At 60.4% G+C, this 25744-nt stretch carries 24 protein-coding genes and 2 pseudogenes; 16 read left to right on the top strand and 10 right to left on the bottom strand.

From position 1 onward, the window contains the following. Position 1: 1 nt before the first annotated feature. From gdhB to AUR64_RS00705, 5 genes are all read left to right on the top strand, one after another. On the top strand, positions 2 to 1303 hold the full coding sequence (gene gdhB, locus AUR64_RS00725; RefSeq protein WP_058580037.1) for a glutamate dehydrogenase GdhB: 1302 nt from the start codon (positions 2 to 4) through the stop codon (positions 1301 to 1303). A gap of 349 nt (positions 1304 to 1652) precedes the next feature. After that, positions 1653 to 1838 (top strand): hypothetical protein, encoded by a 186-nt coding sequence (locus AUR64_RS00720; protein ID WP_058580036.1) that lies wholly within the window; start codon positions 1653 to 1655, stop codon positions 1836 to 1838. A 50-nt stretch (positions 1839 to 1888) separates the two neighbouring features. Then, positions 1889 to 2806, top strand: coding sequence for an SDR family NAD(P)-dependent oxidoreductase (locus tag AUR64_RS00715; RefSeq protein ID WP_058580035.1), 918 nt, complete (start codon positions 1889 to 1891; stop codon positions 2804 to 2806). A 90-nt stretch (positions 2807 to 2896) separates the two neighbouring features. After that, positions 2897 to 3517, top strand: coding sequence for a class I SAM-dependent methyltransferase (locus AUR64_RS00710; protein WP_058580034.1), 621 nt, complete (start codon positions 2897 to 2899; stop codon positions 3515 to 3517). Positions 3518 to 3577: 60 nt separating this feature from the next. Continuing rightward, positions 3578 to 4390 carry an alpha/beta fold hydrolase gene (locus tag AUR64_RS00705; protein ID WP_058580033.1) on the top strand — a complete coding sequence of 271 codons (813 nt, stop codon included), beginning with the start codon at positions 3578 to 3580 and terminating at the stop codon, positions 4388 to 4390. Between the two features lie 94 nt (positions 4391 to 4484). On the opposite strand, the gene AUR64_RS00700 is transcribed toward AUR64_RS00705, so the two are convergent. From AUR64_RS00700 to AUR64_RS00690, 3 genes are all read right to left on the bottom strand, one after another. Beyond that, on the bottom strand, positions 4485 to 5429 hold the full coding sequence (locus AUR64_RS00700; RefSeq protein WP_058580032.1) for an alpha/beta fold hydrolase: 945 nt from the start codon (positions 5427 to 5429) through the stop codon (positions 4485 to 4487). A gap of 4 nt (positions 5430 to 5433) precedes the next feature. Beyond that, entirely contained in the window at positions 5434 to 5853 is a 420-nt protein-coding gene (locus AUR64_RS00695; protein WP_058580031.1) for a hypothetical protein, read from the bottom strand. Positions 5854 to 6470: 617 nt separating this feature from the next. Beyond that, positions 6471 to 8789, bottom strand: coding sequence for an arylsulfatase (locus AUR64_RS00690; RefSeq protein WP_058580030.1), 2319 nt, complete (start codon positions 8787 to 8789; stop codon positions 6471 to 6473). A 309-nt stretch (positions 8790 to 9098) separates the two neighbouring features. On the opposite strand from AUR64_RS00690, the gene AUR64_RS00685 reads away from it, so the two are divergent. Beyond that, the gene (locus AUR64_RS00685) at positions 9099 to 10070 is read left to right on the top strand and encodes a formylglycine-generating enzyme family protein (protein WP_205628348.1); all 972 of its coding nucleotides are present in this window, start codon (positions 9099 to 9101) and stop codon (positions 10068 to 10070) included. Positions 10071 to 10106: 36 nt separating this feature from the next. Here the strand turns inward: AUR64_RS00685 and AUR64_RS00680 are convergent, their stop codons facing one another. Further along, the gene (locus tag AUR64_RS00680) at positions 10107 to 11342 is read right to left on the bottom strand and encodes a cation:proton antiporter (RefSeq protein WP_058580028.1); all 1236 of its coding nucleotides are present in this window, start codon (positions 11340 to 11342) and stop codon (positions 10107 to 10109) included. Between the two features lie 170 nt (positions 11343 to 11512). Continuing rightward, complete coding sequence (locus AUR64_RS00675) at positions 11513 to 12829, bottom strand: AI-2E family transporter (RefSeq protein WP_162265513.1); 1317 nt, start codon at positions 12827 to 12829, stop codon at positions 11513 to 11515. A gap of 281 nt (positions 12830 to 13110) precedes the next feature. On the opposite strand from AUR64_RS00675, the pseudogene AUR64_RS19700 reads away from it, so the two are divergent. The 3 genes and pseudogenes from AUR64_RS19700 to AUR64_RS00665 form a co-directional block, all read left to right on the top strand. Beyond that, a pseudogene (locus tag AUR64_RS19700) lies at positions 13111 to 13316 on the top strand (IS5/IS1182 family transposase); the annotation flags it as partial. Between the two features lie 2 nt (positions 13317 to 13318). Beyond that, positions 13319 to 13588 (top strand): annotated as a pseudogene (locus AUR64_RS21080) (transposase); the annotation flags it as partial. Positions 13589 to 13672: 84 nt separating this feature from the next. Continuing rightward, the gene (locus AUR64_RS00665) at positions 13673 to 15169 is read left to right on the top strand and encodes an aldehyde dehydrogenase (protein WP_058580025.1); all 1497 of its coding nucleotides are present in this window, start codon (positions 13673 to 13675) and stop codon (positions 15167 to 15169) included. A 92-nt stretch (positions 15170 to 15261) separates the two neighbouring features. Here the strand turns inward: AUR64_RS00665 and katG are convergent, their stop codons facing one another. Both katG and AUR64_RS00655 read right to left on the bottom strand, forming a co-directional pair. Beyond that, positions 15262 to 17397 (bottom strand): catalase/peroxidase HPI, encoded by a 2136-nt coding sequence (katG, locus tag AUR64_RS00660; protein ID WP_058580024.1) that lies wholly within the window; start codon positions 17395 to 17397, stop codon positions 15262 to 15264. Positions 17398 to 17594: 197 nt separating this feature from the next. Next, a complete protein-coding gene (locus tag AUR64_RS00655) occupies positions 17595 to 17807 on the bottom strand; it encodes a hypothetical protein (protein WP_058580023.1) in 213 nt (70 codons plus the stop codon). Positions 17808 to 18069: 262 nt separating this feature from the next. Between AUR64_RS00655 and AUR64_RS00650 the strand changes: the two genes are divergently transcribed. Continuing rightward, on the top strand, positions 18070 to 18690 hold the full coding sequence (locus AUR64_RS00650; protein ID WP_155120402.1) for a hypothetical protein: 621 nt from the start codon (positions 18070 to 18072) through the stop codon (positions 18688 to 18690). Continuing rightward, on the top strand, positions 18687 to 20021 hold the full coding sequence (locus AUR64_RS00645) for a hypothetical protein (protein ID WP_058580021.1): 1335 nt from the start codon (positions 18687 to 18689) through the stop codon (positions 20019 to 20021). Before AUR64_RS00650 ends, AUR64_RS00645 begins: the two co-directional genes overlap by 4 nt. A 122-nt stretch (positions 20022 to 20143) precedes the next feature. On the opposite strand, the gene AUR64_RS00640 is transcribed toward AUR64_RS00645, so the two are convergent. The 3 genes from AUR64_RS00640 to AUR64_RS00630 form a co-directional block, all read right to left on the bottom strand. Continuing rightward, positions 20144 to 20806, bottom strand: coding sequence for a DUF2270 domain-containing protein (locus AUR64_RS00640; RefSeq protein WP_240479555.1), 663 nt, complete (start codon positions 20804 to 20806; stop codon positions 20144 to 20146). A 222-nt stretch (positions 20807 to 21028) separates the two neighbouring features. Then, the gene (locus AUR64_RS00635; RefSeq protein WP_058580020.1) at positions 21029 to 21655 is read right to left on the bottom strand and encodes a DsrE/DsrF/DrsH-like family protein; all 627 of its coding nucleotides are present in this window, start codon (positions 21653 to 21655) and stop codon (positions 21029 to 21031) included. A 2-nt stretch (positions 21656 to 21657) separates the two neighbouring features. After that, on the bottom strand, positions 21658 to 21903 hold the full coding sequence (locus tag AUR64_RS00630) for a sulfurtransferase TusA family protein (protein WP_058580019.1): 246 nt from the start codon (positions 21901 to 21903) through the stop codon (positions 21658 to 21660). A gap of 231 nt (positions 21904 to 22134) precedes the next feature. On the opposite strand from AUR64_RS00630, the gene AUR64_RS00625 reads away from it, so the two are divergent. The 5 genes from AUR64_RS00625 (at position 22135) to AUR64_RS00605 (ending at position 25704) form a co-directional block, all read left to right on the top strand. Next, entirely contained in the window at positions 22135 to 23433 is a 1299-nt protein-coding gene (locus AUR64_RS00625; protein ID WP_058580018.1) for an MBL fold metallo-hydrolase, read from the top strand. Between the two features lie 25 nt (positions 23434 to 23458). After that, positions 23459 to 23956, top strand: coding sequence for a YeeE/YedE family protein (locus AUR64_RS00620; RefSeq protein ID WP_058580017.1), 498 nt, complete (start codon positions 23459 to 23461; stop codon positions 23954 to 23956). Next, positions 23953 to 24429 (top strand): YeeE/YedE family protein, encoded by a 477-nt coding sequence (locus AUR64_RS00615; RefSeq protein WP_058580016.1) that lies wholly within the window; start codon positions 23953 to 23955, stop codon positions 24427 to 24429. The genes AUR64_RS00620 and AUR64_RS00615 overlap by 4 nt, the downstream gene beginning before the upstream one ends. Before the next feature lie 94 nt (positions 24430 to 24523). Then, positions 24524 to 24703 (top strand): DUF7512 family protein, encoded by a 180-nt coding sequence (locus AUR64_RS00610; RefSeq protein ID WP_058580015.1) that lies wholly within the window; start codon positions 24524 to 24526, stop codon positions 24701 to 24703. Positions 24704 to 24705: 2 nt separating this feature from the next. Then, positions 24706 to 25704: a sulfite exporter TauE/SafE family protein gene (locus AUR64_RS00605; RefSeq protein ID WP_205628346.1), complete on the top strand. Its 999-nt coding sequence runs from the start codon at positions 24706 to 24708 to the stop codon at positions 25702 to 25704. The last annotated feature ends 40 nt before the right edge of the window (positions 25705 to 25744 follow it).

The raw sequence follows: 25744 nt of genomic DNA, 5'->3' as shown, positions 1-25744 counted from the left end.
CATGGTATCCACATCCGAGAGCCGCCACGACAGCGTCACTGACACACGAGCAGACCCGGTTGAATCGGAATCGGCACTCGAAACGGCCCGTCGACAGCTACACCACGCCGCCGACCGTCTGGAGATCGACCCGAACGTCGTCGAACGGCTCAAACATCCTCAGAAAGTTCACGAGGTTACGATACCTATCGAACGAGACGATGGAACAGTCGAGGTGTTCACCGGCTATCGAGCCCAACACGACAGCGTCAGAGGCCCGTTCAAGGGTGGACTCCGATATCACCCCGATGTGACCAGAGACGAGTGTGTCGGCCTCGGGATGTGGATGACGTGGAAATGTGCCGTGATGGACCTACCGTTCGGCGGTGCCAAAGGTGGCGTTGCAGTGAATCCAAAGGAACTGAGCGCCGAGGAGAACGAACGTCTGACCCGACGGTTCGCACAGGAACTCCGCGACGTCATCGGTCCGAATCAGGACATCCCCGCACCCGATATGGGAACGGATTCGCAGACGATGGCGTGGTTGATGGATGCGTATTCGATGCAGAAAGGAGAGACGACACCTGGTGTCGTCACTGGAAAGCCCCCGGTCGTCGGCGGCAGCCAAGGGCGCCAAGAGGCTCCCGGACGGAGTGTCGCAATCGTTACGAAACTACTCTGTGAGTACTACGACCGACCGCTCGAAGAGACGACGGTTGCTGTACAGGGCTACGGCAGCGTCGGCGCGAGCGCGGCTCGACTCCTCGACGACTGGGGTGCAACGGTCGTCGCTGTCAGCGACGTGAACGGTGCTATGTACGACCCATCGGGAATCGATACTGCCACCGTCCCGTCACACGACGACGAACCAGAGGCAGTTACGACGTACGCAGACGAGGTCATCTCGAACGACGAGTTGCTCACACTCGACGTCGACGTGCTCGTCCCTGCAGCGCTTGGTAACGTCATCACGAGACGAAACGCCGAGAACATCGCTGCGGAGTTCGTCGTCGAAGGTGCGAACGGTCCGACGACCTCCGCCGCGGATTCGATTCTCGAAGAGCGTGGTATCGAGGTGATTCCGGACATCCTCGCAAATGCAGGCGGCGTCACGGTAAGTTACTTCGAGTGGCTGCAGGACATTAATCGACGTGCATGGTCACTTGAGCGGGTAAACAACGAACTCGAAACGGAGATGTGCTCGGCTTGGCGTGCTGTCAAAACCGAGTACGAGCGGCGAGACGTCACGTGGCGCGACGCCGCGTACATCGTTGCGCTCTCACGAATCGCGGAAGCACACGAAGTACGTGGGCTCTGGCCGTAACCCGACCCCCGAACGGTCGGTCGGTGAGGGCAGCGTTGTCGATGGAATCGCCCGCTGTAAGGCGAGTCGATTCTCGTCGAACTGCAGATGACTTCGACGCGTTTTCTTTTAGCTGTCAGATACTTGGTGATAGAGATGGTTTATACAGTGAATCGTCAGATGCAAACCCATGTTCGGAGCACACGTAGTGGCACACGGCGGCGAGGTGGTGAGCAACTGTGAACCGCCTCGGGGCCAAGCCCCGAGGCACTCGCCTTGCTTTCTCTGTAGACGATGATTCGAGTCCAGTCGTCGGCCGACACCCTGTGCTGGGCACACTCGCAGGTGTCGCTGCAGTCAGTGTGGCCGGTTGTTCGACGCACTCGCCGAGTTGGTCGAACGCGAAGACGACGGGCAGACGACGACCGTTGAAGACGAACCCGCCCGAGAACTGGCGACACGGTTCGCGCCGACGGTGTACTTCGACGAGAACGAACCGTGGTTTCGGACAGACCCGCGTCGGTACACGATATTTCGGTTGCGGAATGCCTCCTGAACGAGAGGCAGTTCCGGTACGTTTTGTCGATGTAGGCCTACGTACGGACGATGACAGAGACACCCGAGTCACGTGCCGGCGTCACGGACGTCGATTTGTCGGGAACGACCGCTCTCGTCACCGGTTCCACGAGTGGCATCGGACGCGAGGCAGCGCTATCACTTGGACGACTCGGTGCCGACGTACTCGTCCACGGGAGAGACGAGACGGCGGGCAACGAAGTCGTCGACGAACTCGTCGACGCGGGGTCCGATGCCCGCTTCGTCGAAGCCGACTTCGCCAGCATTGAGGACGTGAACGCCCTCGCGGAGACGGTCCGAACCGAGACGAGCGAACTCGACGTACTGCTCAACAACGCGGGTGGCCTCTTTCGAACCGGTCGCCTCACCGACGCGGGCGTCGAGTACACCTTCCACGTCAACCACCTCGCGCCGTATCTCCTGACAACGAACTTGCTGGGCCATCTGGCTCCCGACGCGCGCGTCGTAACGACGGCTTCGGAGGCCCACCGCGGCGCACAGCCCAACTGGGATGCCGTTACGTCCGTCGACGACTACTCGACGTTCGGGGCGTACAGTCGCTCGAAACTGGCTAACATCCAGTTTTCGATTGAACTCGCTCACCGACTCGACGCGGCGGACGACGAAATCACGTCGAACGCCCTCCATCCCGGAGCGATTCCTGGGTCCGGGTTCGCTCGATTCCTCCCGGGGCCGATTCCGCGAGCGATGCAACTGCTCGACGGACTCCCGTTCGTTACGTCGGTTGACGACGGTGCTGCTGCGCTCGTCAACCTCGCAGCCTCCGACCGCCTAGAAGGCGTCTCCGGCCGGTACTTCGACCAGCAACAGATTCGGACGCCGTCGTCGGCGGCGCTGGACCCCGACTCACAGCACGACCTCTGGACGCGTAGCGCCGAATTCCTCGACATCGACGTTCCGCTCTCGGAAGCCAGTACGCAAGGTTGAGTCCAAAGACGGGGCGACCCCCGATTGACCCGATTACCGGTGCGAGGACCCGACCCGCGGAGATATCCCCACAGCGCCCTACCAGCTTGTATGGACCGGCGTGATATCAGGGAGGCGTGGGATGCGGTCTCAGAGACGTACGCAAAGCGGCGCGACCCGACCGGGTCGGACGCCGCGCTGATTGGTGACCTCCTCGAAACGCTGCCCTCGAATCCCCTCGTCCTCGACGTCGGCTGTGGCGACGGCGCGCGGACGCTCTCGAATCTTCCATCGTCGAGTATCGGCCTCGACATCTCGAAAGAGGGGCTGAAGCTCGCGCGAGAGCGACTGCCCGAGGCAACGCTGCTTCAAGCGGAGATGTCGGCGATGCCGCTGGTCGCCGACGCAGTCGACGCCGTCGTCGCCTACCACGCAGTGTTCCACGTGCCTCGTGCCGAACATCCGGAAGTGTATGCGGAGTTCGCTCGTGCACTCCGGCCGGGTGGTCGGCTTCTGATGACGCTCCCGAGTGGTCGGTTCGAGACGGTTCGTCGCGGATGGATGGGCGGTAGCATGTTTTTCTCTGCCCCGGGCCGGGAGACGACGCTCGACCAACTCCGCGCAGCGGGCTTTTCGTCGCTGAACACGGTCACTGCCGACGACCCGCTCGGGAGCAGTACGGAGTTCGTCTTCGCTACGCTCGAAGGTGACAGCGACGATAATCGGAGGTGACCGACGACAACCCTCGCTGTCGCCCGACGTTTTATGATTTCTCCGAAACGACGACGAGCTATGACGATGGTATCGATTACCGACGAGACACGCCTGTACTGTCAGGACGCCGGAACGGGACCTGTTGTCCTCTTTCTGCACGGCGGGTGTATGAGCCACCGCGTCTGGGAGTCGCAGGTGAAGGCGCTTCTCGACGCCGACTACCGAGTCGTCACTCCGGACCTGCGGGGCCACGGTAGCTCGGACAAACCGGTGAGTCCCTACACCGCAGAGATGTACGCAGACGACGTTGATGCGCTCCTCAGCGCGCTCGGAATCGAGCGGTGTGTTCTCGTCGGCTGGTCGCTCGGGGCGACTATCGCCACCACGTTCGCCAGCAAGTACAGTGACCGACTGGCAAAACTCGTTCTCGTGTCGAGTAGCATCTTCGACACCATCGCACCGCAGTCGGACGCAGCGCCCGGAGAGCGCCTTCCGATCGACAAGATGATAGCGAACCAGCGTCGCAACCGTCCCCGTGGAATGGAACGCTTCGTCGCCGGGATGTTCGGGACTGACGTCGACGAACACACGCTGCGATGGCTCTGGTCGGTCGGGATGCAGACGCCGATGCGAGTCGCAATCAAGACGCTCGAAATCTACGAAAATCCGCAGCGTGAGCGACTGCGCGACGCGCTTTCGGAGTTGGCGGTCCCGGGCGCGGTGTTCCACGGTGCGCTCGATGGGTCGGCGACGCTCGACGACGCCGAATCCATCGCAGTCGAGGTATTCCAGAACGGTACGTTCGTCGCGTTCGAGGAGAGTGGCCACGTTCCGTTTCTCGAAGAATCAGAGAAGTTCGAAGACGAGTTGCTCGAATTTCTTCGAGCGTAACCTGCTGGCCTCTCTTCGGAGAGTACGCGTTCGATATATCCGTTGGTCGAAGGTGCGCCGACTAACGGCGAAAAAATGTGGCCGCGCCGCTCGATTAGTCGGCCGTCGACTCCTCGAAACTGTATCCAACGGCCTCCGGCGTCATCGTCTCGGCGAGTTCTACGTCTTCACCGCGGATGTCGTCCAGCACCGGTTTCAGATACTCCTTGAACAGTTCCGGGTTCTCGCTCATCGGGAAGTGACCGATGCTGCTCATCTCGATAGCCGTCGCGTTCTCCCCGATACCGTCGGCGACTTCGCGGGCGTCGTCGGGGTTCGTGGCGAAGTCGTACTCGCCGTTCATCACGTACACCGGGCACTCCGGATTGACTTGGTCGAGTTTCCCCCTGTAGTCGTGGTCGACGGAGTAGTAGAACAGGTCACCTTTGAACAGTCCAGTCGAACTCTGCTCGTAGAGATGCATGGTCTCTCGACGAGACGCCTCGGGGCCGTGCGGTGCCATCAGTCCCCAGCAGGCGTAGGCGCTCGCCTCCGCGATGTTCACCTGTGGGTCGTCGAACCAGTCGAGATAGTAGCCGGGGCTGTAGGTTCCACACTCCAGTCCAATGAGTGCGCGGAACCGGTCCGGATGCCAGTCACCGAGTTGGAGAATGACGTTCCCACCGATGCTCGACCCCATGTACACCGGGTCGTCGAGTTCGAGTGCATCGGCGATGCTGACGATGCTCTCGGCGAACAGGTCCTCGGTGAGCGTGTAATCTTCCAGCCACCACTCCTCGCTCGTCGGCGGCACCGACTTGCCGTGGTGCGGGAGGTCGTACGCAATCACGCGGAAATGTTCGGTTATTTCGTCGTCCGCGAGAATGTGACGCCACTCGTGGCCGTGGTTGCCGGCCGTGTGCTGACAGAGGAGCGGAATCCCGTCCTCGGGACCCGCTTCCTCGTAGTAGACGCGGTGTTCGGTGCCGTCGATTTCGACCCCGATATACTGTCCGGTGATCGCTTCGTGCTCGCCGTGCGCTGGTGCTTCGATGCTCATTGGTTCAGTTGTTCTGTGTTTCCCGCATCAGTTCCAACGCCCGCTGGAACGGACGGAGGTTCTGGAACACTTTCTTGTTGTTTCCGTGCAGTTCGAGATAGCCCTCTTCGCCTTTGACTGCGGTCCGATAGTCGGACGCGATAATCTCGTTGTTGTGCGCGGGCGGGAGTTCCTGAGTGAACTCCTCCCACGCCTCACGGCTTCCCGACACGCCGAACGACCAGTCGCCGTTGACGCCGGGGTTCTTGACGACGTCTTGGACTTCCCCGCCGTACATCTCGACGAGGAACTTGTCGTCGTCGATTTGGACGAAGAAGTTGTCGTCGAACCGGTCGTGGCCTCTGACTTCCATCTCCCGGTCCTCGTTTACGGTCTGTCGATACTCGCTCCACCATTCGTCACTGCCGAGTTCTGTACTGGACATGTTGTCGTCTTCCCCCAAGCCTGATAGCAAATATTTATCAGGGCTGTTCGAGTGTCCCGCACCGACCCACTTAATTATCAGTATCGTTCAATATTGGTCACTGATAATCAATGCTGAAGTGGTGTGCGTAGAGGCGTTCAAAGTGAATTTGATGCCGTTTTGAGAGTGTAATAATACGTCGTGTCCTTTTTCATATAATATATCATACATACCATCCTACAACCGAGTTAACTCTTGAGACGGGTCGTGAAACTGCTGACTCGGGCTATCGGTCAGAGAAAGGACTATCACAATCTCGGAGAATGGTACTGATAAGTGCCTTCTATTCTCCAGAAGTAGACGTGAAATAGGTACTATCCATTGACTTCGAATTTATCTCACTCAGAAACCTCTCGGAATCCCTCACCGAGACACATTCGAAAACCGCGAGACGAGAGCCTAACCAAATCTACCCTGCACGAAAATGAGAGACGCAACAGTTCCAAACACCGAAACTGTGAACATAAATCCTCTGGGACTTCCAGTACTCACCCCACGTTCCTCCACTGGCCTTACGCCTCGGGCTGACGGCGGGCCGTGAGGTGGATTGTGGTGCTTACGCCGACCACGCATCCACGTCACTCTTGAGCCATGAGTCGGTCGACTTCGGCCGCTTCGTGGACGAACGGTTCGCCGCTGACGTCGACAGTCACACGGGCGATGACGCCGGTGAACTCGAACGGTGTCTGCTCACGGTAGTCGTCAACGACTGCGTTGAGGGCATCACAGCCGCAACTCAGCCCCGCCGTGAGTCCGGTCGTGATGGGGACCGTAACGGGAATCTCGCCTTCTCCAACCTCCTCGTCGTCGTAGTAGAGTCGAACGATGCCCGGCGCACCTTTCCCAGCGTCTTGGTCGACGTCACCGGTTGTCTCGAACTCCATCCGGAGTTGCATCTCTCCGTCGGGGAGCACCTCGTCGGCAACGACTTCGTACTCTTCGACGCCGACGTAGTTGTGTACGTAGTGGAGACGGTCGTCTGCGACGAACAGCGAGTATCCGCCGGAACGGGACCCGTTTGCAAGCAAGACGCCCTCAACCCCACCTTCGGGTATCGTCACATCGGCAGTGATACTGTGGTCGCGGTTGAGAACTTTGGCGGCAGCGTTCTCCGGGACGTACTGACCACCGGGATAGTAAACGTACGTATCACGAGGCCTGCCAGGTTGGGGCCGGTCCTCGGCAAAGCGCTGAACGCCCCGACCATCGAGCGGCAGCACGTCGTACTTGCCGGCTTCGGACCACCAGAGTTGGACGAGTTCCAGTACCTTTTCTGGATGTTCGCTCGATACGTCGTGTGCTTCGGAGAAGTCCTCGGCGACGTGATACAGCTCCCACCCCGATTCTTCGAGCGTCGTCGCCGAGAGGTCTTCAGCGCTGATGGGTTCACCGAACGGCCACGGATGGACTGCCCGCCAGCCGTCGTGGTAAATCGCGCGGGTTGCGAACATCTCGAAATACTGGGTCTCGTGACGCCCGGTAGCCTCTGAATCCGCAAACGTGTACGAGAAGCTCGTTCCTTCGACGGGCGACTGTGAAACCCCTTTTATCTCGCTCGGCGCGTCGAGACCAATCGCGTCGAGAACCGTCGGCACGACGTCGATTGCGTGGACGAACTGTTCACGAACCTCGCCACGAGAGTCGATACCGTCCGGCCAGCAGACGACGAGCGGGTCGCTCGCACCGCCGCGGTACGTCTCGCGCTTCCAGCGTCGGAACGGAGTGTTGCCAGCCCACGTCCAGCCGAACGGGTAGTGGTTGAAGTACTTCGGACCGCCGAGATCGTCTATCGCTGCGAGATTTTCGTCGAAGTCTTCGGGAACGTTGTTGAAGAAGCGGTTTTCGTCGACGGACCCGGTCGGACCGCCCTCCGCACTCGCCCCGTTGTCGGAGACGAGGACGACGAGTGTGTTGTCCAGTTCTCCGAGTTCGTCGATGTAGTCCAGAACTTTGCCAATCTGTGCATCCGTGTGTTCGAGGAATCCTGCAAACACCTCCATCATCCGTGCGTACAGACGTTTCTCGTCGTCGGAGAGCGGGTCCCACTCCGGAACGTCCTCGTTGTACGGCGAAAGCTCCGTGTTCTCCGGGACGATTCCGAGTTCCTTCTGTCGTTCGAGAATCTCCTCACGGGCGTTCTCCCAGCCCATATCGAACTTCCCGTCGTACTTGGCTGCCCACTCTTCTGGAACTTGATGCGGTGCGTGACACGCGCCGGGACAGAAGTACGTGAAGAAGGGTTTGTCCGGGTCGACTTGCTTCGCATCGCCGATGAAATCCATGGTGCGCTGAGCGAGGTCCTCTGTCAGATGATAGCCGTCCTCAGGGGACGCAGGGGGGTCGACCTGATGGTTGTCGTGCACCAGCGATGGCGTGTACTGGTCCGTGTCGCCTCCAAGGAACCCGTAGTAGCGTTCGAACCCGCGCCCGAGTGGCCATCGGTCGTAGGGACCCGCCGCGCTGTTGGACTCCGCCGGTGAGAGATGCCACTTCCCGACGGCATAGGTGCTGTAGCCCTGCTCGACGAGCATCTCCGGTAGAAATCCGTTCTCGTGTGGGATACGGCCGTTGTATCCGGGAAATCCCATCGAGAGTTCGGTGATTGCCGCCATCCCGTTGGAGTGGTGATTCCGACCGGTCATCAGACACGAACGCGTCGGCGAACAAAGCGCAGTCGTGTGGAAGTTGTTGTATCGAAGTCCTTCGTCTGCGAGTCGGTCGATGTTCGGCGTGTCGACGAGACCACCGAAACAGCCCAACTGCCCGAACCCGACGTCGTCGAGAACGACCATTAAGACGTTCGGCGCATCCTCGGGTGCCCGAACTGAGTCTTCCCACCACTGCTCTGATTCGGCGTACGTACGCCCGATACGGCCCTGAAACTGTTGCTCTGTCATTGATATCCTCGTCTCTCGTGGTCAACAGAGCTGTGAATCACACCGTTCTGCAAGATTCTCGACGTCGGGTCATCATTCAGGTAGCCGACGGTCGATTGGTAGTTGGTCACTCCTCTATCAAGTCGGAGAGTATGATATATTCGAAGTTTCACATCTTAATATTTCTGTCACATACCAACGATTGTCGCCCTCGTGTGACTCTCTAGTGACACTTATGACCAAATCCATTCTATGAACGATATCTGACCGGAGCACGCCCTCCGGTAACGTATCAGTGTCCGCTAGTACGACAGGCGACAAACAGTCACTATGACTACAGACAGACGAACATCAAAAGAGAACGCACCGACAGAGCCACCGGACGACGAGATGGTCTGGATTCCGGGGGGAGCGTACACCGCAGGGTCGGCGGAGTTTTATCCCGAAGAGCGGCCACCGCGTCGCGTAAGGGTCGAAGGGTTCTGGATGGACGCACACCACGTCACCAACGAGCAGTTCGGCGAGTTCGTCGACGAGACTGGGTACACGACTCTCGCCGAACGGCCGCCGAACCCAGAGGACTATCCGGGTGTTCCAAGCGAGGACCTAATCACCGGCTCTGCAGTGTTTCAAAAGCCGAAGCGTCCGGTCGGCCCCCAAAACCCGAATCAATGGTGGAAGTACGTCTCCGGTGCCGACTGGCGACATCCGCTCGGTCCGGACAGTTCTATCGACGACCTGTCGGACCACCCTGTCGTTCACGTGGCCTACGAGGACGCCGTCGCGTACGCCGAGTGGGCGGGCAAGACTCTACCGACGGAAGCACAGTGGGAGCGTGCCGCTCGGGGGGGTCTCGACGCCAAACCGTTCGTCTGGGGCGATGACCACACCGTTGACGGGAAACTCATGGCAAACACGTGGCAGGGTCACTTTCCCTACGAAAACACCTGTCTGGATGGCTACGACCGAACCTCGCCTGTCGGAGCGTTCCCCGCGAACGAGTTTGGCCTGTTCGATATGGCTGGCAACGCTTGGCAGTGGACTCGTGACTGGTACCACGACGACCCGACCGCTGGCACGTCTACCTCGTCGTGTTGTGGCCCCACCACACCTCGCGGAGTTTCAGAGGAGCAGAGTGTCGACCCACGTGACCCCACGGGGATTCCTCGGAAGGTTCTCAAGGGCGGTTCACACCTTTGTGCCCCGAACTACTGTTTCCGATACCGGCCGGCCGCGCGCTACCCCGAACCAGTCGATACCTCGACGAGTCACGTCGGGTTCCGATGTATCGTCGAACCGTGAGCAGGACCGGTCGGTGATAACTGCTGAATCCGCGAGTCAGTCGGTGATGCCGAGTCTGTCCACTAGTGGTTTCATCGTCTGCCCGTTGACGAGTAAGGTGAACGTCGCAACGCCGAAGACGAGTGCGGCGAGTTGTTCAGTGAGCACACCGGGGAACTCGTCTGCGACTCCCAAAACGAGTGCCACGGAGACTGAGGCGTGGATTCCGCTCCACGTCAGCACGTGCTGGTAGGAGCGTGGAATCGTCGGATGTTCCACCCAGTTGAGTACGCCGACCAGCGGATAGACGACGACCGCCCGTGCGACGAAAACGACGACGATTGCGACGAGGATTTGTGGCGCGTACTCGACGAGGAGCGGCCAGGGCGTGACGATACCGATTGCGACGAACAACACCGTGTTTGCGAGATACGCTGCGACAGACCACGTCGTCTCGACGGTAGCGTGTGTCTGTCGTGATATATCTGTCCGGTTAGTGCGGGACGCAAAGAACATTCCCGCAGCGAGCGTCCCGACAACGCCACTGGCCCCGAGTTCGTCGAGGCCGATGTACACTCCGTAGGCGAGTACCACCGAAATGACGACGGCGAGGAGGTCGTCGTCAAGTTTAGCGAGGAGTTCGTACGCGAGATATCCTGCGATGGTTCCAACGACGACACCGCCTACGAGAGCCACGGCAATACCCGTACCGACTACACCGACGAACTCACTGAGCGAGAGGACTTCACCGACGGCGACGGACCGTGCTTCGGCTTCGAGCAGTCCAGCAAGAACGGCCGAATACACGACGATAGAGACACCATCGTTCAAGAGACTCTCGCCTTCGACGAGAATCGTGAGTCGCTCCTCGACGCCGAGACGCTCGAACACCGCGAGAACCGAGACTGGATCGGTCGGCATCACGATTGCTCCGAAGAGAATCGCAACGGCGAATGAGAACCCGAACAAAGTGGGTCCGACGAGTGCGATGACTCCGATAGAGAGTACGAGCCCGATGACTGCGAGAACAAGGATAGGCACGAGGTTCTCTCGAAACGCGACGACGTCGATGTTCACCGCGTCGTTGAAAATCAGTGCTGGAAGCAAGACAAGAAGGATGAACTCCGCAGAGAGTTCGAAGTCAAACGGAGACCCGACCAGCGAGATGAGAAGTCCGATTACGAGTAACCCTGTCGTGTACGAGAGTCGCTCGAACCACGTCGTGAGGATACCGACGACGACGGCGAGTGACAGAAGCGCGAGAATCGTAATCAACTGTTCTTCGAGAGACACTACTGATAATCACACTTCGGGAGTAGGTATAACTTCACCTGACGACTGACGGTCATGTCGACGTTCACGGTCTGTCGTCGTGATATACCTCTATTCGCCTCTTCGACTCAGTCACTGGTAGTACACGTCGAACCGTGCAATCGAGCCAGTTAGATCGAGAAATTCTTTGATTAGTTGCCCAGGTCTTCGTCGTCTGACGGACCTGAGGGGTTCACGTCAGTATCGGTCGGAGAGATGTCACTTTCCCCACCAAGAGGTTGTTCTAGCAGTGTCTCTTCGGCCGGGGAGTGTACAGCAAGTCCGTCGGTGGAATCTGAGTCTATCAACCACGGAACAATAATTCGTGCGAACTCAAAGATAACAGTCAGTAGCAGTGGTCCCAAGAAGATACCGTACCAACCGAACAGGAGCGGACCGAACGTGTAGGCAAGCATGACTGCACCCACGTGAAGCGACCGCCCGCTCACGTACGGTCGGAGCAGTTGATCCGGAATGTAGTCGACGACGACGGACGAAACGACGAGAAATAAGACCGGAAACCACACTGTCTCTTGGGAGACCAACACAGAGCGAGCGAAGAGATAGAGCGCAATGGGTGCTGTTATCAGTTTGATTCCGACGAGTGGAATAAGACTCGCAACACCGACTAAAAGACCGACCAGTCCTGGCGCGGGAATGCCGACTCCCTGCGGTGCGACGAGGTTGAGTGATAGGTACGTAACGATAGCCAAGAAACTCGTGAACAGTGCGTTGAGGATGTTCCCGAAGTAGATGCTCTCCATATCTTCGTCGACCGTGCGAAAGTAGTGTTCGAGGACGCTCTCTGGGGGCGAGAACATGTTTCGCGTCCAGTTGGCAATTCGATAATCGTCTCTCAGGAGGTAGAACACGATGATGAGGGCAGCGAACAGAAATACCCCGAGATTGACAGCCTCCGCGAGCGCTCCAAACACGGCAGTCAGTCCCTCCGTTATTGCAGCACCCAATTGTAGGTCTGCGAACTGGCTCGGATTTCGGAGTATATTCTCGATCGCTTGGACCACATCCGTCCAGAGTGACGCGAGTTCAGCGGAGGGTTCGACGACTTCCACGAATGGACCGCCGAAGCCACTACCGAGAACGTCCGAGAGAGACTGACTCACGACAGCGAGGGTCCACATAACGAGAATCAGTACGGGAAGAGCGGCGGACAAAAGCGTCACAACGACCGCAAGCGTGCGAGATTCGATTCGTCGGTGAACTCTTCTGAATACCGGTCGGGTGATGTAGTAGAGAAATACACCAAGTACGAACGTTTCGACGTAGCGCCACATCACGTACGTCAACGTCAACAGAAAGAGCCCAGCAATCACCCACAGTCCGATGCGGTCTCGCCGAAATTCGACACCCAACACTCCCTTCGACAAGCGGTCTATACCGTCTGTAGGACGGCGGTCAATGTTTCCCTTGCTCGATTCTCGCGCAGTCGTCGAACTGTCATCTGCCACTGGAAACCGCCCCTCCATTGCAGGAGTTTGTCTTTAACACGTGAAGGGTGACACGTTGTGTCGCACGACGAACGTCCTTAGCGTCCGAGCTATCTTGACTTCGACGGACACCGGTCATATCAGTTTGTAAATTCGTATGCTGATGATAAGCCACTTTCCTCGGTAGTCTCTTTGCCAGAGTTCCATCTGGTCTGAGGTGTTGAGTGATTCGATGTACCACAAGTTGCAGACCGACTGTCCTGACCAGTCTAAACGTTGCCAGCAGTCAGTGTTCGTACAAAGAACTCATCGAGATGCCCCGCATTCGGAAAGCCGTCAATCTGGACGCACTCCCGTCACCCTCAACGTTGTGCAAAGCGTTCGACTGGCACGATATGGCAGTCTAGCACGTCCCGTTCAACCTCTCGGTCGGACTGCTCCCGACTAACGGTGTCGTCGGGTCGACGCCTCCGGATTCGACCGGAACCACGCCTCGAAACACTACACGAACGGGCGTTCAAATACGCGACGCTCTCGATTATCGGGCAGAACGCTCCATTCTTACTGGCTATTGAGCCTGTACGAGAGAGTTCACCGTGGGGCGACAACCCGTCGAACCGAATTCACCGAGTCGTTCGTCGACTCGTACGGCGGGCAAAAGAACTCGTTCCTATCGAGATGGTGCTGTGTGACCGGGAGTTCGACTCGATGGATGCGTTCCAGACGCTGTCGAACCCCAACGTGAATTATCTCATTCCGAAGCGAGTCACCAGTACCGAAAGTACGCGAAAATAGCGTATCCTCCGAAACTGTGGCTACCAGCCCAACATCTATTGCATATCGACCAGTAGTTTCCCGGGGTCCATGACAGAACGTGTCACGGACTACGACCTGTTCGTCGACGGGCAGTTCGTTCAGTCCCACGGCTCCGAGGAACGTATCGACGTCGAGTACCCGTACGACGGAAGCGTTTGGGCGACCGTCCCAGCGAGTACACCCGACGATATCGACCGGGCCGTCTCGTCGGCGCGGGACGCGTTCGAATCCGACGGGTGGGGTGACCTCGCCGCCAGCGAGCGAGCGTCGATACTCCACGACGTCGCCGACGCTATCGACGACCACGCAGAGGAACTCGCCGAACTGGAGACGAAACAGAACGGCAAGTTGATTCGTGAGATGAGTTCGCAGATGGGCGGACTCGGCGAGTGGTTCCGCTACTACGCGAGTCACTGCCGAACCGAAGAGGGGCGAACCATCCCCGTGGAGAACAAAGATGGGCAGTTTTTCACCTACGTCACGGAGGAACCGCGAGGCGTCGTCGGCGCGGTTACGCCGTGGAACTCGCCGCTACTTCTGACGACGTTCAAACTCGCACCCGCACTCGCGGCCGGTTGCACGTTCGTCCACAAACCGAGTTCGTACACGCCGGTGAGCGCACTCCGATTCGCAGAGATACTGCACGAGGAAGGCGGCCTCCCGGCGGGAGTCTACAACGTCGTCACGGGCAGCGGAAGCACCGCAGGTGACGCACTCGTCAACCACGACGATGTCGACAAGGTCGCGTTCACCGGAAGCACGAGCGTCGGTCGGGAAATCGGTGCGGACGCCGGGGAGTCGCTCATCCCGGCGTCGTTGGAACTCGGCGGGAAAAGTCCGAACGTCGTCTTCCCCAGTGCGAGCCTCGACAACGCCATCAACGGCGTCATCAAGGGAATCTTCGCGGCGACCGGCCAAACCTGTCTGGCGGGGTCGCGCGTGTTCGTCCACGAGGATATCGCCGAGGAGTTCGTCGACCGATTCATCGAGCGAGCGGCCGACATCGAGTTGGGCGACCCGATGGACCCGGAGACGGAGATGGGTCCGGTCGCGTTCCGCGACCAGTGGGAAACCGACATGTCGTACATCGAGACGGGCGTCAAGGAAGGAGCGACGCTACAATTCGGCGGCGAGCAACCGGACGAACTACCGGGAGAATGTTTCCTCCGGCCGACGATTCTCACCGACGTCGACAACGGAATGACCGTCGCCCAAGAGGAGATATTCGGCCCCGTGGCGAGCGTTCTCACGTTCGGAAGCGAACAGGAGGTGCTCGACCTCGCAAACGAGACGCAGTTCGGACTGGCCGCCGGCGTCTGGACCGAGGACATGCGTCAGGCGCACCGATTCGCCGACGCCGTCGAGGCCGGAACCGTCTGGGTGAACGAGTACCGGACGCTGTCGTACAACGCCCCGTTCGGCGGGTACAAGGACAGCGGACTCGGCCGGGAGAACGGCGCGGAGGGTATCGAGGAGTATCGGCAGACGAAGACGGTCTGGATGGACCTGTCCGGAAACGTCGACGACCCGTTCAAGTTGGGTTGAGACGACGACTGGCGCACTCGTCGACTCACACTTCCAACAGCGAAACTGCCGACCCAGCTACCGAGTCAAAAAAGGTTCCGCGAGACCTCGACTTATTCGAGGTCGAAGCGGTCGAGCGTCATCACTTTGTGCCACGTCTCGACGAAGTCGTTGACGAACTTCTCCTCTGCGTCCGCGCTGCCGTACACTTCGGCGAGAGCGCGAAGCCGCGAGTGCGACCCGAAGATGAGGTCCGCACGGCTGGCCTTCCACTTGATTTCGCCGGTCTCACGGTCGCGGCCCTCGAACAGGTTGCTCGCTTTCGTGACCGGTTCCCACTCCGTCTCCATGCCGAGTAGGTTCACGAAGAAGTCGTTGGTCAGCGTCCCCGGACTGTCGGTGAGAACGCCGAGGTCGGACTGCTGGTAGTTCGCGTCCAGTGCTCGCATCCCGCCGACCAGAACCGTCATCTCCGGTGCCGTCAGGTCGAGCAGGTGCGCCTTGTCGACGAGCGCCTCTTCGGCCGGTCGGTCGTGACCTTCCTTCTGGTAGTTGCGGAAGCCGTCCGCGTCGGGTTCGAGTGCCTCGAAGGAGTCGACGTCGGTCTGCTCCTGAGAGGCGTCGGTTCGACCCGGCTCGAACGGAACGTCCACGTCGTAGCCGGCGTCCTTCGCCGCCTGTTCGACGCCGACGTTGCCGCCCAGCACGATGAGGTCGGCGAGCGAGACTTTCGTCCCGTCGGACTGCGAACTGTTGAACTCCTCCTGAATCTCTTCGTACGTCTCCAAGACGTCCGTCAGTTCCGCAGGCTCGTTGACTTCCCAGTCACGCTGCGGGCGGAGTCGGATGCGCGCGCCGTTCGCGCCGCCGCGCTTGTCGCTGTCGCGGTACGTCGACGCCGACGCCCACGCGGTTCGGACCAGTTCGGGGACGGAGAGTTCCGAGTCGAGAATCTTCTCTTCGAGTGTGGCAACCTCTTCCTCGCCGATAATTTCGTAGTCAGCGTCCGGGATGGGGTCCTGCCACAGCATCTCCTCGTCCGGAACTTCCGGACCGAGGAACCGCGACGGCGGACCCATGTCACGGTGGATGAGTTTGTACCACGCCTTTGCGAAGGCGTCTTGGAATTCCTTGGGGTTCTCTTGGAACTCCTCCATGACCTGACGGTAGTCGGGGTCACGCTTCAGCGCGATGTCCGTGGTCAGCATCATCGGCGTGCGCTTCTCCGCCGGGTTGTGCGCGTCGGGGACGGTGTCTTCGAGTGCTTCCTCCGTCGGTTTCCACTGCCACGCACCGCCGGGGCCTTTCTCCGGTTCCCACTCGTGGTTGAGCAGGTTGTCGACGTAGCCCATGTCCCACTGGACGGGCGCGTCCGTCCACGGTCCTTCGATACCGCTCGTGATGGTGTCGGCACCTTTGCCGGACTCGTGGTCGCTGTCCCAGCCGAAGCCCTGCGCTTCTATGGGGGCGGCCTCGGGTTCGGGGCCGAGATTCTCGGGGTCGTCTGCGCCGTGGACTTTCCCGAACGTGTGGCCGCCGGCGATGAGCGCGGCCGTCTCCTTGTCGTTCATCGCCATTCGGCTGAACGTCTGTCGGATGTTGTCCGCAGAGCCCATCGGGTCGGGCTGTCCGTCCGGTCCCTCGGGGTTCACGTAGATGAGGCCCATGACGGACGCACCGAGCGGCTCCTCGAGCTGTCCGTCCTCGAAGCGGTCGGACGCCTCCATCTCGTTCTCGGGGCCCCACCAGACGGCCTCGTCAGGTTCGTAGGTGTCCTCACGCCCACCGCCGAAGCCGAACGTCTCGAAGCCCATCGACTCCAAGGCGACGTTACCGGTCAGCACCAGCAGGTCAGCCCACGAGAGTTTCTGGCCGTACTTCTGTTTGACCGGCCAGAGCAGGCGGCGTGCCTTGTCGAGGTTCGCGTTGTCGGGCCAACTGTTGAGCGGCGCGAAGCGCTGTCCACCGCGGGATGCGCCGCCGCGGCCGTCGGTGACACGGTACGTACCGGCGCTGTGCCACGCCATCCGAATCATCAGCGGTCCGTAGTGGCCGTAGTCGGCCGGCCACCAGTCCTGCGAGGTGGTCAGCACGTCTTCGATGTCCGCTTTCACCTCGTCTAGGTCCAGCGACTCGAACTCCTCGGCGTAGTCGAACTCCTCGTCCATCGGGTTCGCTTGGGACCCGTTCTGGTCGAGAATATCCAGACTCAACTGTTCCGGCCACCAGTCCTTGTTGGACTTCGTCATCAACAGGGTGTTACTGCTTTCGCCTGTTAAGATTGTCTATCCGGAAAGGATTCCTTCGGTACAGCGGAAGAAGAGTACTGTGTTTATGAACTTTTGTCAGTGTCGAACTGGTGCAACGCTGCGCCTGACGAAGTTGGAGAGAATCCGACCTGTAACAACTCATCGTTTACTGACCTCGATGTCGACAGCGATCTATGTCAGGTGAGCCGAATGGTGTTCTCCACGCCATACACATACCCTTTGAGGATGAGACGTTCGAGGATTTCGTCCGGATGTGTGTTGCCCGCCGCACAGATTGCTGCGAGAGCGTCGGTCGGTGAGAGCACGCCGTCGGTGTATTCGGCGAGTTGTCGGATGCGAGTGTAAGCCTCCTGTTCGATGTGCGTGAGTGGAGTTTCGGGGTTCCGCATCGGCTACATCTCAGTGGAGGTCTGTCTTGGCTTTTCGGGTGATAAACGAACAACTGTATACGACGGTACTCGTCCCCTGAGTGTCGTTCTCCTCTTGACGTTCGAAATCGGACTGTTGCCACATCGGGTCTAACGGCCGGGTGTTGCTCCACGGCGTCCGACTCGTCGCTGACTCGGTATCCGAATCACGACTCCGGAGCTGTCAACGACCGGAATAGTTCTCGGTGCATATTTGTTACTGTACACGAACAGGTTCGATACGATGCCCTCCTTCACCCGACGTCACGCTCTGCACTCGGTAGTTGGCGCACTTGGCGTCGTCTCCGGATGTGGAACTCAGTCTCGGTCGCAGTCGTCGCCGACGCCCACTCCGAGAAACCCCAGAGACGGCGCAGCCACCGACCTCCCGGCGGTGCGTCTCCGGAACCCGGACGTCGCTCCCGCTCTCATCGAAAGCGGCCCGGAGACGACTGACGGCCAACCGGCAAACGACAGTTGGGCGCCGATATTGGTCACGGACACCGAAACTGCCGCGTCGCTCGAATTCGCAGCGGTCGAAGGCGTCGAGCGTGCCGAACAGTTCCTCGAAGAGACCGATTTCGACTCGGAGACGCTCTACGTTGAACAACACCCAATCCGAGAGTGCTACGAGCAACAGCTCTGTTGGGTTCGATGGACCGAGTCGTCCATCGAGACGGCGTACTCGAGGGGGTATCGTGACGCCGACATCGCCTGCGAGACGGATGCGTATGACGTCGTCGCCCAACTCGTTCGTCTACCCGTCGTCTTCGACGTAGACGAACTCCGAAGCCACGGGTCACGCACACAGAGCGGACCCTGCCGCCCGCCTACTACTCCCGAGAACCCTGAGGAGGAAGAATGAAACCGCAGTTTCGTCGTCGGGAAGCGCTCTCGTTGCTCGCGGGGATGTCGCTCACCGGTTGCGCCGGCCGAGTTCCCGGTATCGGCCCAGAGGAAGTCGAAGCCAGCCGACTTCAACCGATTGTCGAGCAGACAGTACCGACCGTGCCCCAGACAGTTCCAGTGTCCATCGAGGCGTCGTTCGTCGCCGGCCACGTCGAGGAGGCTCGACAGCTACGGAACGAAGTGCCTGCGCCGCTCGACAGCGACGAAATCCCGAATGAAGCCATCAGAGAACGGATGAACAGGCTCGCCGAGGTCGTCGACGAGCGTCTCCGTGCTGTCTCCGACGGAGCGACGCCTTTCGAGCGCCTCCAACGCGCACAACGGGCTCGAGTGGGCGCACGCGAACTCTCTGCTGCGTGGCGAACCATCGACACGGAATTCACCACCGACGGGGTTCGAGACGACGCGCGGTCGGTTCGAGAGGCTGTAGACGCGTTCGTCTCCCGATGGTCGTATCTCGGTGACGACCCGGTGAGAGCACTCCGCGTTCACGGCGAAATCGAGCGCTCGCTTCAGGCGGCTCGAAACTGGGCCACCTTCGAAAGTCGTGACTACCCGTCGAACGACACTGGTCCGTTCGTGGCTGGCGAGATGGCGAGTGACCTCGAACGTGCCCGAACCCATCTGACCCTCGCCAGCTATCTTTTCGAGCGACTTCGCAACGATATCGACAGCGAACGCAATCTTCGCTCGAGGTTCGAGGAGACGAAACAGGGACTGATCGGCCGAGTGAAACGACGTCGTGGGTCGCTGCCGGACCGAAGCGACGACGAGTCACCGACTGCACTCGTCGACCGGACTGTCGACGAAACGGCCGGCGTCTGGGGGCTTCACTCCCTCTACGAGGAGACAACACGAGAGGCTCGTGCTCTCGAAAGGACACAGAGTGAGGAGAACGAATCGGTCGCAAACGTCTCACTCGACGTTCTCGATTTGTTCGGGGCACTGCTCTCGATTCGCGGATTCGAGCAACTTCGTCGTCGCATCGAGAACGGCGACGACGTAGATGTCTCCTCAGCGTCCGACCTGCGGTCGGTCCGGCAAAACGCCGTGAACGCTATCGAGGCCGCTCGGGAGACGACTCAGAACGAGGCGTTGGTTCGGTACTTTCTGCCCCGGTACGTGAGCTACATCCGGTGGGGCGACAAGCATTTCGAGGGTCGCTCCGGGACGATTCCGGTTTCGGGGCTTCGACGTGACGCCTCGGAGTACGTCGTCGCAACATCGCTCTACCGGGCCCTTCCCAAAGTGAGCGCGACGGTCGCAGCAGCGCTTCGTGAGTCCTGACTCGGTTTCCCGTCCGGTCGACGTGTCGGTGTCGGTCTTCAGTTCTGGTTCTATTTCCGGTCCCGGTCTACCGGTGACCTGGCACGTATCGAAGACGTGGAGTACCCAACACCACGTGTCGCTCACTCGATATCGTCCCATGCACCGACGTCGCTTCGCCGCAGTTCACCGGTCGCCTGCCAGACGCGAGGGCGGAACGTGATAGCGACCAAGACGAGGTAGAACGTCGCAACGACGCCGGTGACGAGCATGCCTGACATCATCCCTATCGACGCACTCGCGGGCCACGGTTGCGTTCCGGGCGTGACGACGGTCCGGAACAGCCACGCAGCGAGTAGCACGGTGAAAAGCGGAAGATACACCCGGCGCAGACGGTGCGCGATGGCCTCCTCGTAGGAGATTTTCGTCCGAGGTTCGCGATAGTCCTTCGAGAGCCGTGGCCGCCAATCTGGGTCTTCGATACCCTGCGAAGGGTCGAGCGAGTACGCGAACACGTTTCGCTGGAGCATCCGCACCCGGGAGCGCCACATGTCGTAGCCGCGGTATCGTCGGGCTTCGATGACGAGAAACACCGTCACCATCACGACGCCGACGAGAATGACTGGGTGGGGCCGACTCGCCCCGGAGAACGCGTAGGTGAGAATCGCGGCGATGAGCGTCACCGCCCAGTTCGAGGTCCGGTCGAGTCGCTCGCGCCAGAGTTTCATCCGGTGAATCTCCCCGCGGTAGAGATGCGCCATCGCCGACCCGGGTGCGCTCGACTCCTCGAAGAAGCCTCTCCCCATCGTTCGCGCGTCCTCGCTCACCGCGTCGAACGACTCGTCGCAGTCGTGACCGTCCCTGCGGTGGTCGGACCCGGCCTCCGTGTTCGTTCCTGAATCACTCATATGCTGTCTCTCGGGGTCGAGACGAAAATGGTCGTCTCTCGGTTCGGTTTCCGCGTTCGTTTCTCGCCAACTGGCCGTGTGGCATCGTCGTGGTGGAGGGTTCGATACTGTTCCTGCGCGCTAGACGAGCAACTGAACGTCCGCGTCGGCCATCCGCTGGAGAGCCGTCGCCGCGCCGACGCCAGTCGTGACGCCGTCGTGGAAGTCGTTTTCGTCGTAGTCCATCAGGTCGATTGTCATCTGACACGCCTGCAGGTCGACCCCTTGGTCGAGCGACACCTCGATGAGTTCCTCGATGGTCGCCGTTCCGTTGTCGGCGATACGCTTGTTCATCATCTTCGTCGCCATCGAGTCCATGCCGGGAAGCGACGCGATGGCGTTCGGCATCGGCATGCTCGGGTTGCCGACTGCCGAGAGTTTGAGGTTCTTCGATTTCTCCTCGTGGAGGATGTCGAGTCCCCAGAACGTGTGGAAGACGGTGACGTCCCAGCCGAAGGCAGCGGCCGTCGATGCGAGGATGAGCGGCGGGTAGGCCATGTCGAGCGTCCCCTTCGTCGACACGATAACCATCGACTTCTGGTCGTCTCCGACCGCCGCTTGCAGTTCTGCGAGTTCTTCGCGCAGTTCCTCGACTTCGGCGGCGAGTTCGGCCGCCGTCACGTCTTCGGGAGCGTCAACGGCGTCGATAGGGCTCTTCGCCTCGGACCCGTCGGCCGTCTCGGGACTGTCGGATGTGTCCGTACTCATACTCACTGGGTCTTGCGCACGTAGTGTTTGAACACGTCGCCCTCGTCTTGCTGGTCGAGGAGTTCGACGCCGCTGGTCGCTTCGGCCCAGCCTGCGATGTCGCTCATGCTGCCGGAGTCGGTTGCGATGACTTCCAGCACTTCGTCGTCCGACAGTCCATCGATGGCTCCTTTCGTCTTTACGACCGGCATCGGACACGATTCGCCTTTCACGTCGAGCGTCTCGGTGACAGTGTATTCCGTACTCATTGTATCTCTGCCCGTTCTGTATTGGGCTTGGCACACAATACTGGGTAGCACGTAAAAAGTGTGTCGGTTATTGGGTCAAGCGCACAATTACAATAGCGCATATACGCATCCAGAACCACCTTGTGCGCCTAAGACGGACTTTTTGGCATCTGACACGGGTGGTAGTCTTGCAGTTATTGTGAACTACCATGCAAACTCTTATGTGCGATGGCCCGGTATCGAAGCGTACAGATGAACGACGCATTTCCCGACTCGGACACCGAGGTCGAATCGGTCACTCCCGAGACGCTGAAGCAGCGCATCGACGACGGCGAACCAGTCAAACTCCTCGACGTGCGCGCAGAGAGCGAGTTCGAGGAGTGGAGCATCGACGGCGAGAGCGTCGACGTCGTCAACATTCCCTACTTCGAGTTGCTCGATGGCATCGGCGAGGAACAACTGGAGCGCATTCCCGAGGGTGACCCCACGGTCGTCGTCTGTGCGAAAGGCGGTTCCAGCGAGTACGTCGCCGGCCTACTGGCCGACGAGGGCCTCGACGCCGCGAACCTCGAACGGGGGATGAAAGGCTGGGCGCGCGTGTACGAATACCGCGAACTCGACGCCGACACCGATGCGACAGTGGCACAGTACCAGCGGCCCTCCAGCGGTTGTATGGCGTACATGGTCGTCAGTGACGGCGAGGCAGCCGTCGTCGACCCACTCCGCGCGTTCGTCGACGAGTACGTACAGGACGCGCGGGCATTGGGTGCCGACATCGTGTACGCTGTCGATACGCACGTCCACGCCGACCACGTCAGCGGCGTCCGCGAACTCGCCGTCGAGACAGGTGCGGAAATCGTCCTCCCCGAACCGGCAGTCGCACGTGGCGTCGAGTACGACATCGACTATCGAACGGTCGAAGACGGCGACACGCTCTCGGTCGGCGATATCGACGTCGACGTGCTCCACACGCCCGGACACACCTCCGGAATGACGAGCTATCTCGTCGACGACGCGGTGCTTCTCACCGGTGACGGACTGTTCACCGAAAGCGTCGCGCGGCCCGACCTCGAAGGCGGCACCGAGACTGCCGCTGGAGTGGACCTCGAAGGCGGCACCGAGACTGCCGCTGGAGTGGACCTCGAAGGCGGCACCGGAACTGCCGCCGGAGTGGACCTCGAAGGCGCAGACGACGAGGAAGCTCGGACCGCAGCCGAAGAACTCTACGAAACGCTGCAGTCGAAGATTCTCTCCCTTCCCGACGACGTGCTGGTCGCCCCGGCGCACTTCAGCGACGCGGCGACCCCGCGCGATGACGGGACGTACGCCGCACGACTCGGTGACCTCGGTTCACGGATGGACGCGCTGTCGATGGACCGGGACTCGTTCGTCGAGTTCATCCTCTCGGATATGCCGCCGCGGCCCGCAAACTACGAGGAGATTATCGGCACGAATCTCGGCCGTCTGGTGACCGACGACGAGGAAGCGTTCGAGTTGGAACTCGGGCCGAACAACTGCGCTGCAAGCAGTGACGCGATGACGAGCGACTAACCACGGGGAACATCTACAAGAGACAATGACTTTGACGACATTTCCACTGGTCGCGTTCGCTGGCCTGTTTCCGGAAGGCGTCGCACACTACGCCGCCGGAGGGCTGTTCATCGGCCTCGGCGTCGCCGTGATTTACCTCAGTACCGGTATCATTGCGGGCGCGAGCACGTTTCTCGAAACGACGCTCTCGTACGTCTCGGACCTCTCACGGTTCAATCAGGCGAAGTACGTCGCGTCCCGAGACTGGCGCGTCCTGTTCACAGTCGGCATCGTCGGCGGTGCCGCCGTCTACGCGCTGGCTTTCGGTGAGTTCGGCTGGACGACCGAGGTTCAGTGGTGGCGTCTGCTCGGCGGCGGCTTCCTCGTCGGCGTCGGCACGCGTGTCGGGAAAGGCTGTACCTCCGGCCACGGTGTCTGTGGCATCGGCTCACTCTCGGAGACGTCGTTCGTGAACGTTGCGACGTTCATGGCCATCGCTATCGGCACGGCACAGGTCGTCGCGGCACTGGGGGTGACGCCATGAGCGCCAGCGACGACGAGCGCGGACTCGCGTTCAGCCTCGTCATCCTCCTCGGCGGGTTGGTGTTCGGGTTCGGCCTCGGCCTCAGCCAGATGGCGAAGCCCGAAATCGTACTGGACTTCCTCCAGTTCGAGGACTTCGGCCTCGTGTTCGTGATGGGCGGTGCGGCCGTCGTCTCGGGACTGACGTTCTTCGTCGCCACGCGGTATCTCGACCGCGCGCCGCTCACCGGACGTGGCTACACCCGTCGGCTGAAAACGATGGACCGAAACGTCCCCGTCGGTGGGGTCATCTTCGGTGTCGGCTGGGGACTCTCGGGTATCTGCCCGGGTGCCGCCTACGCCAGCGTCGGCCTCGGAAACGTCACCATCCTGTGGGCGATTCTCGGGATGTTCCTCGGCGCGTACGCACAGGGGTTCGCTCGGTCGACTCGTGCCGACGGAACTGACTCCGCAGAGTCGGTAACGAGCGACTAATCTCCATGTTCTCAGATAGACGCACTGGGGGTTCACACGACGAATATTGTGTAGTAATTGAACGACAAAGCAATACAAAAGGCCAATACAGAAAATGGTAGGATTCGAGTTGTTCGGCGGGTCGATGGATGCGATAACGACAGTCGGCCTCGTCCTCGGAGAGGCAGTCGCACTGTACGTCGGGTACGGAGTCCTCGCAAGCGCTGTCGGCGCAACGGTTCTCGACACGATAGGAGCCGACACAATAGGGTCCGACACGACGGGCGGTGAGTGACGATGGAGGTTCTCGGACTGAGTCTCCTGTTGGTCGTCCTGTTCGTCGGGTTCGGTCTCCTCATCGGCATCCTGTTCGGCTTTTTCGGGATGGGCGGGTCGTTTCTCGTGACGCCGGCGCTTTTGGTGATGGGCTATCCCTCGACAGTCGCCGTCGGGAGCGGACTGGCGTTCGTCTTCGGGACGAGCGTCATCGGGGCGCTTCGCCACCGCGACCACGGACAGGTCGACTACAAACTCGCGGTCATCATGACCGTCGCCATGACCATCGGCATCGAGGCCGGCAAGCGCGTCGTGTTCTTCTTGGACTCGACTGGAATGGCCGACCTCATAATCAGCGTCGCGTACGTCGGTCTGCTCGCCGCAGTCGGGGTGTTCACGCTTCACGACGCGAGGCAGTCCGATGAAGCCCAAAGCGACGGCCGAACGCTCGCCGACCGCGTGCAGTCGCTGGAAATCCCACCGATGGTAACGTTGCGCGGCGACGTCCGCGTCTCCGCCAGCATCATCTTCGCAATCGGCCTCGTCATCGGCGTGCTCTCCGGCTTTCTCGGCGTCGGCGGCGGGTTCCTCTTGATGCCCGCGATGATGTACGGTCTGGGGGTTCCGGCCGCTATCGCCGTCGGAACCGACATCCTCCAAATCACCATCTCGGGTGCGTTCGGGGCGTTCCGCTACGCACAACTCGGTGCGGTCTCGCTGCCTGTCGTCGCCGCGTTGCTCGCCGGGAGCGCACTCGGCGCTCGCATCGGCGCAGGAGCGACCAAACTCGTCGACGAGGACGCTATCAAAGGCTACTTCGCGGCGATGCTGCTCGCTGGGAGCGTCGCCGTCGCGTCGAAGGAACTGGGTTCCGCCTACGGTCTCGAAGTGTTGAACACGGTGAGTATCGTGCTCATCTTCGGTGCGGCCATCCTCGTCAGCGGCGCAGTCGTGCTCGCGGCCGTCTGCCGCCTGCGAGGCAACAAATCGGGAACGTGGTGTCGCTTGACAACGTCCTGAGTTCGACAGCACATCGGCCGCTCCAACAGCTATTTATCAC

Origin of the sequence: Haloprofundus marisrubri (assembly GCF_001469955.1) — an archaeon.
Taxonomy (GTDB): Archaea; Halobacteriota; Halobacteria; order Halobacteriales; family Haloferacaceae; genus Haloprofundus; species Haloprofundus marisrubri.
Note: the sequence above shows the minus strand (reverse complement) of the source record. Positions and strands in the feature narration are given on the sequence as shown.

What these genes read in the sequence shown, in the direction of transcription:
- AUR64_RS00620 (WP_058580017.1), top strand. Translation starts at nt 23,459, where the DNA reads ATGACTTTGACGACATTTCCACTGGTCGCGTTCGCTGGCCTGTTTCCG.
- AUR64_RS00610 (WP_058580015.1), top strand. Translation starts at nt 24,524, where the DNA reads ATGGTAGGATTCGAGTTGTTCGGCGGGTCGATGGATGCGATAACGACA.
- AUR64_RS00710 (WP_058580034.1), top strand. Translation starts at nt 2,897, where the DNA reads ATGGACCGGCGTGATATCAGGGAGGCGTGGGATGCGGTCTCAGAGACG.
- katG (WP_058580024.1), bottom strand. Translation starts at nt 17,397, where the DNA reads ATGACGAAGTCCAACAAGGACTGGTGGCCGGAACAGTTGAGTCTGGAT.
- AUR64_RS00715 (WP_058580035.1), top strand. Translation starts at nt 1,889, where the DNA reads ATGACAGAGACACCCGAGTCACGTGCCGGCGTCACGGACGTCGATTTG.
- AUR64_RS00625 (WP_058580018.1), top strand. Translation starts at nt 22,135, where the DNA reads ATGAACGACGCATTTCCCGACTCGGACACCGAGGTCGAATCGGTCACT.
- gdhB (WP_058580037.1), top strand. Translation starts at nt 2, where the DNA reads ATGGTATCCACATCCGAGAGCCGCCACGACAGCGTCACTGACACACGA.
- AUR64_RS00615 (WP_058580016.1), top strand. Translation starts at nt 23,953, where the DNA reads ATGAGCGCCAGCGACGACGAGCGCGGACTCGCGTTCAGCCTCGTCATC.
- AUR64_RS00655 (WP_058580023.1), bottom strand. Translation starts at nt 17,807, where the DNA reads ATGCGGAACCCCGAAACTCCACTCACGCACATCGAACAGGAGGCTTAC.
- AUR64_RS00630 (WP_058580019.1), bottom strand. Translation starts at nt 21,903, where the DNA reads ATGAGTACGGAATACACTGTCACCGAGACGCTCGACGTGAAAGGCGAA.
- AUR64_RS00640 (WP_240479555.1), bottom strand. Translation starts at nt 20,806, where the DNA reads ATGGGGAGAGGCTTCTTCGAGGAGTCGAGCGCACCCGGGTCGGCGATG.
- AUR64_RS00695 (WP_058580031.1), bottom strand. Translation starts at nt 5,853, where the DNA reads ATGTCCAGTACAGAACTCGGCAGTGACGAATGGTGGAGCGAGTATCGA.
- AUR64_RS00645 (WP_058580021.1), top strand. Translation starts at nt 18,687, where the DNA reads ATGAAACCGCAGTTTCGTCGTCGGGAAGCGCTCTCGTTGCTCGCGGGG.
- AUR64_RS00650 (WP_155120402.1), top strand. Translation starts at nt 18,070, where the DNA reads ATGCCCTCCTTCACCCGACGTCACGCTCTGCACTCGGTAGTTGGCGCA.
- AUR64_RS00700 (WP_058580032.1), bottom strand. Translation starts at nt 5,429, where the DNA reads ATGAGCATCGAAGCACCAGCGCACGGCGAGCACGAAGCGATCACCGGA.
- AUR64_RS00665 (WP_058580025.1), top strand. Translation starts at nt 13,673, where the DNA reads ATGACAGAACGTGTCACGGACTACGACCTGTTCGTCGACGGGCAGTTC.
- AUR64_RS00685 (WP_205628348.1), top strand. Translation starts at nt 9,099, where the DNA reads ATGACTACAGACAGACGAACATCAAAAGAGAACGCACCGACAGAGCCA.
- AUR64_RS00635 (WP_058580020.1), bottom strand. Translation starts at nt 21,655, where the DNA reads ATGAGTACGGACACATCCGACAGTCCCGAGACGGCCGACGGGTCCGAG.
- AUR64_RS00690 (WP_058580030.1), bottom strand. Translation starts at nt 8,789, where the DNA reads ATGACAGAGCAACAGTTTCAGGGCCGTATCGGGCGTACGTACGCCGAA.
- AUR64_RS00605 (WP_205628346.1), top strand. Translation starts at nt 24,706, where the DNA reads ATGGAGGTTCTCGGACTGAGTCTCCTGTTGGTCGTCCTGTTCGTCGGG.
- AUR64_RS00705 (WP_058580033.1), top strand. Translation starts at nt 3,578, where the DNA reads ATGACGATGGTATCGATTACCGACGAGACACGCCTGTACTGTCAGGAC.